Source organism: Phenylobacterium sp., from assembly GCF_031412415.1.
Classification (GTDB): Bacteria; Pseudomonadota; Alphaproteobacteria; order Caulobacterales; family Caulobacteraceae; genus Phenylobacterium.
The window spans coordinates 1-4233 of record NZ_JANOCX010000424.1 but is presented as its reverse complement, the minus strand read 5'-3'; the positions used below and the strand labels follow the sequence as shown (position 1 = coordinate 4233).

At 69.3% G+C, this 4233-nt stretch carries 3 protein-coding genes; all 3 read right to left on the bottom strand.

Going from position 1 to position 4233, the window contains the following annotated elements; all coding sequences use genetic code 11:
- The coding region (locus RMO04_RS19720; RefSeq protein WP_309646475.1) for a LuxR C-terminal-related transcriptional regulator at positions 1 to 1602 on the bottom strand (1602 nt) is incomplete at its 3' end.
- 62 nt (positions 1603 to 1664) lie between these two features.
- Positions 1665 to 2135, bottom strand: coding sequence for a Cys-tRNA(Pro) deacylase (ybaK, locus tag RMO04_RS19715; protein ID WP_309646474.1), 471 nt, complete (start codon positions 2133 to 2135; stop codon positions 1665 to 1667).
- A gap of 5 nt (positions 2136 to 2140) precedes the next feature.
- Positions 2141 to 4233, bottom strand: a 2093-nt coding sequence (locus RMO04_RS19710; RefSeq protein ID WP_309646473.1) for an amidohydrolase family protein, incomplete at its 5' end; no start/stop codon positions are given.

Sequence of the window (4233 nt, the reverse complement as noted above, 5' to 3'; positions counted from 1 at the left end):
GTCGCCCAGCCAGGCGACGACCTCTCCGACGTCCTGCATCGGATCGTCCTCGCCGTACCAAAGCGTCACCGGCGCGGCCAAACCGGTCAGGTCGACCTGGCGGCTGGCCGCGGCGCACCGCACCGCGTCGGCCGCGCCCTTCGACGTGACGGCCACGGTCTCGCGCATGTAGTCGGCGATGAAATCGAGGAGCTCGGGATGGGCCTTCAGATGGGCCGCGTCCGCCGGCGCGGAGGCGGCGCCCGCAGCGTAGCGCTCGATCTGACGGCGGTTCAGGGAGACCCGCATCATCTCGAACACCATGTCCGACAGCCAGGGATTGCGCGAGATGCGCCGCCAGAAGAGCGTCATGGTGTGGCCGGCGTCGCGCGCGCGCTCCACCTGCGGCCCGGGCGTGCGACCGGACACCGCCAGGATGCGGCTGACCGTATCGCCGAGCTGGCGCGCGGCCTCTAGCGCATAGACCGTTCCGTCCATCATCGAGCCGACCTGTAGGCCTTCCAGCTTCAAGTGGCGGCACAGCGCCACCGAGTCGGCGGCGACGGTCTGGATGCCGAAGTCCGGATGCGGGTCGGACCGTCCGCAGCCGGCGCGCTCGGGGGTGACCAGACGCAAGCCCAGATCTCGCGCCAGGGCGTCGGTGCCGCGGGGCAACAGGCTGGACGCCACATCGGCCACCATGACCAGGACCGGCTTGCCGAGCGGGTCGCCATAGTCGCGCCAGGCTAAGGCTCGGCCGTCGGCGAGACGGAAGATCTGCACCGGCGGGGCGGTGTCGGCCGCGCCCTTGCCGGTGGCGAAGATCGCGGGGCTCCAGGGCTGGTCACCCGACGGCGCCTCGAAGGCGTTGGCGAGAGACGAGAGCTGGGTCAGGGCGCGGACCAGTTCGCTCTGACGGTTCAGGCCCATCTTGTCGAACACCGCGCGGAGCTGGTTGCGCACAGTGTTGACGGTGATCGACAGGTCGTCGGCCGCCTCCTTCAAGGTCATGCCGTTCTTGAGACGCGCCGCTAGCCGGGTCTCGGCGGGGGTCAGGCCAAAGCTGTCGCGGACGCTGGACCACAGCCGATCGGTGGTCTCCACGGCGGGAAAGACGATGGCCGTGAGATCCTCGCCCGCCATCGCGGCGGCCGGCAGGGTCGCGGCGAGGCCCGGCGGCAGGGCGCGGGCCGGAGTCACGTAGGCGAAGTGCGGGCCGTCGTCCGCGCCCTGCAGGAACTTGACGATGACCTGCCGGGCGCCCGTCTCGCGCAACCGCCGCCGCGCCTGATCCAGGGCTTCATGGTTCGAGGGGTTGAGGAATCGCAGCCCCCGGGCCTCGATCACCCCCAGCCGATGCAGGAATACCGCCTCGCCCGCCGGGTTCCCGGCGATCACCCCACCCCCGCGCGACACCAGGATCACGCCGACATGACCGCCGTCGGGACGCGCGGCGGCGGCGCGGACCAGCCGCGCGCCCTCCTGCGAGAGCGCCGGGTCCCCGACGCCGACATCGAGGTCCAGCGCCTCGACCATCTGCTCCCAGCGCTGAGGATCGGCGGCCACGGCGTACATCGCCTCGATCACGAGCGACATACTGGCCTTGGCCGTGGTGTCCGACATGGGCTCCCCTGGGGTTGAGCGACCTTACACCGATCCGGCCCGCGTAAAATCGGTGACGCCTCTCAGGTGAGCACGGCGACCTTGGCGCCCAGGGCGCCGACCAGGTCGGCGGGGGAGAGCTCCACCTGCAACCCCCGCTGGCCGCCGTTCACGAACACCTTGAGGTGGGTCATGGCGGCGGCGTCGATCACGGTCGGGACGCCGCGCTTCTGGCCGAAGGGGCTGACCCCGCCCACCCGGTACCCGGTGATCCGTTCGGCGTCGGCGGGCTTCATCATGGCCGCGGACTTGCCGCCGGCCGCCGCCGCCAGCTTCTTCATGGCCACCTCCTGGTCGGAGGCCAGCACTGCGCAGATCGGCTTGCCGTCTACCAGGGTCATCAGGGTCTTCAGCACCCGCCCGGGCTCGACGCCCAGGCTTTCGGCGGCCTGCAACCCCACCCGCGGCGCATCGGGATCATAGTCATAGGTCGCCAGGCCATAGTCGACGCCCGCCTTGTCGAGGGCGAGCGTCGCGGGCGTGGTCCTGGCCACGGGTCCTAGTCGTCCTGGTGGCTGACAGCGGCGGTCGAGCCGATGCCCCAGGCCTCGCCGCCAGTCCCCTCGAACCAGAAGGGCTTCCGGGACTTGCCGCCCACCTCGTCCATCGACATCGAGTCATAGACCCGGCCGTTGGCGACCGTGTAGCGGATCGAGGTCGAGTTGCGGATGTCGGTCAGCGGGTTGGCGTCCAGCACCAGCAGGTCGGCGAGCTTGCCGGGCTCCAGGGAGCCCAGGTCCCGGTCCATGCCCAGATAGGTCGCGCCGCTGATCGTCGCCGCCCGGATAATCTGCAGCGGGGTCATCCCGCCCTGGCCCATCATCCACATCTCCCAGTGCGCGCCCAGGCCCTCGCGCTGGCCGTGGGCGCCCACCTGAACCGAGACGCCCTTGTCGTTGAGCAGCTTGGCCATCCGCGCGATGTTGATGTGATTGTACTCCTCGTCAGGCGCCTTCACCGGGCGGCGGCTGCGCGCGTCGAGGATGCGGCGCGGAACCCACTTCGATAGCCGCGCGTCAGCCCACACGTCGGTATGGGCGTACCAGTAGTTTTCGCCGAAGGGCCCGCCATAGGCGACGATGAGGGTCGGGGTGTAGCCCACCTTGGTGGCCGGCCAGAGCTGGAGGACGTCATCGTAGATCGCCGCCGGCGGGATCGAATGCTCAACCCCGGTGTGGCCGTCGACGACCATGCTCATGTCGTGCTGGAACAGCGAGCCGCCCTCCGGCACCACCATCATCTTCAACTCGCGGGCGGCGGCCAGGATCTGCTGGCGCTGTTCGCGGCGGGGCTGGTTGTAGCTCTTGACGCTGAAAGCCCCGATCGCCTGCATCCGACGCAGGGTGGAGCGGGCGTCGTCCAGGCTGTCGATCTGGGCGGTGAACGGCGCCTTGGCCCCATAGAGGATCGTGCCGGTGGAGAAGATCCGCGGACCGACCACGTCGCCGGCCTTGGCCAATTCCGAGTGGGCGAAAATCTCGCCGGAATCATTCGACGGATCGTGGATGGTGGTCACCCCGAAGGACAGGGCGGCGTAGTTCACCCAGCTTTGCTGCGGGATGATCTGGTCGCTGCCCATGGAGCCGTGCCAGTGGGCGTCGATGATGCCCGGCATGATCGTCTTTCCGGCTACGTCGATGACCCTCGCGCCGGCCGGGACGGTCACCGAACCGCGCGGGCCGACCGCCTCGATACGATTGCCGTTCAGCACGATCGTCCCATCCTCGATCACCTCGTCGCCCTTCATGGTGACGATGCGGGCGCCGGTGAGCGCGGTGCGGCCGGTGGGCGCGGCATAGGCCTGGGTGAAGGAGATGTCGGTTCCCCGCTCCGGCGCCTTGGGCAGCTCCTTGGGGGCGCCGTCGACGAAGGCGAAGGCGTCCTTCAGGTCGCGGGAATAGAGTTCGGGACCTTGGGACCACCACAGCGTCTTGGCGTCCCCCGACCAATGCAGGAACGACCCCGCATCGCGGGTGACCCGGGTGACCGGCAGAGAGGCGGTCTTGGGCGAGAGATCCACGCTCTTGCCGGTGGGCACGAAGGGCATGACATAGGCGTTGAACCGCTCGGTCCAGGCGACCCACTTCTGGTCGGGGCTGAGCGAATACTCTGTGGCGAACTCGCTCAGCAGATGGCTGCGCTCGTCCGAGCCGTCCAGCTCGATGGACTTCAGCGCACGCTTGTTCTCCGCTTCGAAGGTCATGAAGAACAGCCGGTCGCCCGAGGCCCCGAACTGCGGCTGGACGCCGCTCTTCGAAACCAGGACCGGTTTGCCGCCGCCCTTGGCCGCGATGGCGAAGAGGCCTGTGTCGCGACCCCACATGGCCGAGGTCAGGAAGCCGTCGGAGGTGGCGCGATAAGCGATGGTGGCGCCGTCCGGGCTGAAGGTCGGCTCCAGATAATGGCCAGGCTGACCGGTCACCACGCGGCCGTCGCCGCCGCCGACCCCGACCACGCGGACCGTGCCGAAGTCCTGGTCGTTCCAGGTCGTGTAGACGATGGATCGGCCATCGCGGCTCCAGGCCGGGTAGAACTCGAAGTGATTGGTCTGGCGGGTCAGCCGGCGCGGCGCTGCGCCCGACTTCAGGTCCT